General features: G+C 58.9%; 1 pseudogene. It reads right to left on the reverse strand.

The window, feature by feature from the left end:
- Positions 1–316: pseudogene (locus FLQ44_RS19830) on the reverse strand (transposase); the annotation flags it as partial.

Consider the following 316-nt stretch of genomic DNA (forward strand, 5'->3'; position numbering starts at 1 on the left):
TATAACTCCTGGTCATAGTCCCGAGGTGTCTTGCGGTTGCGCTTGGGGGGAATAACCGCCGTCTTACCCTGGCGTTCCAATCGCTCAAGCACCCGTTTGTTGGCGTCATAGGCTTTGTCAGCCAGCAGCGTATCGGCGTTAAACGCCTCCAGCAACACATCGGCTCCATCTAGGTCACAGGCCTGGCCTGGGGTGAGGTGAAACCCGGTCGGGTTACCCAGCGCATCGACAATGGCATGAATCTTGGTACTCAACCCTCCCTTGCTGCGACCGATGGCTTGGGAGTCGCTATCCCCCCCTTGGCCCCAGCGCTATG

It is taken from the genome of Vogesella mureinivorans, from assembly GCF_007644035.1.
Classification (GTDB): Bacteria; Pseudomonadota; Gammaproteobacteria; order Burkholderiales; family Chromobacteriaceae; genus Vogesella; species Vogesella mureinivorans.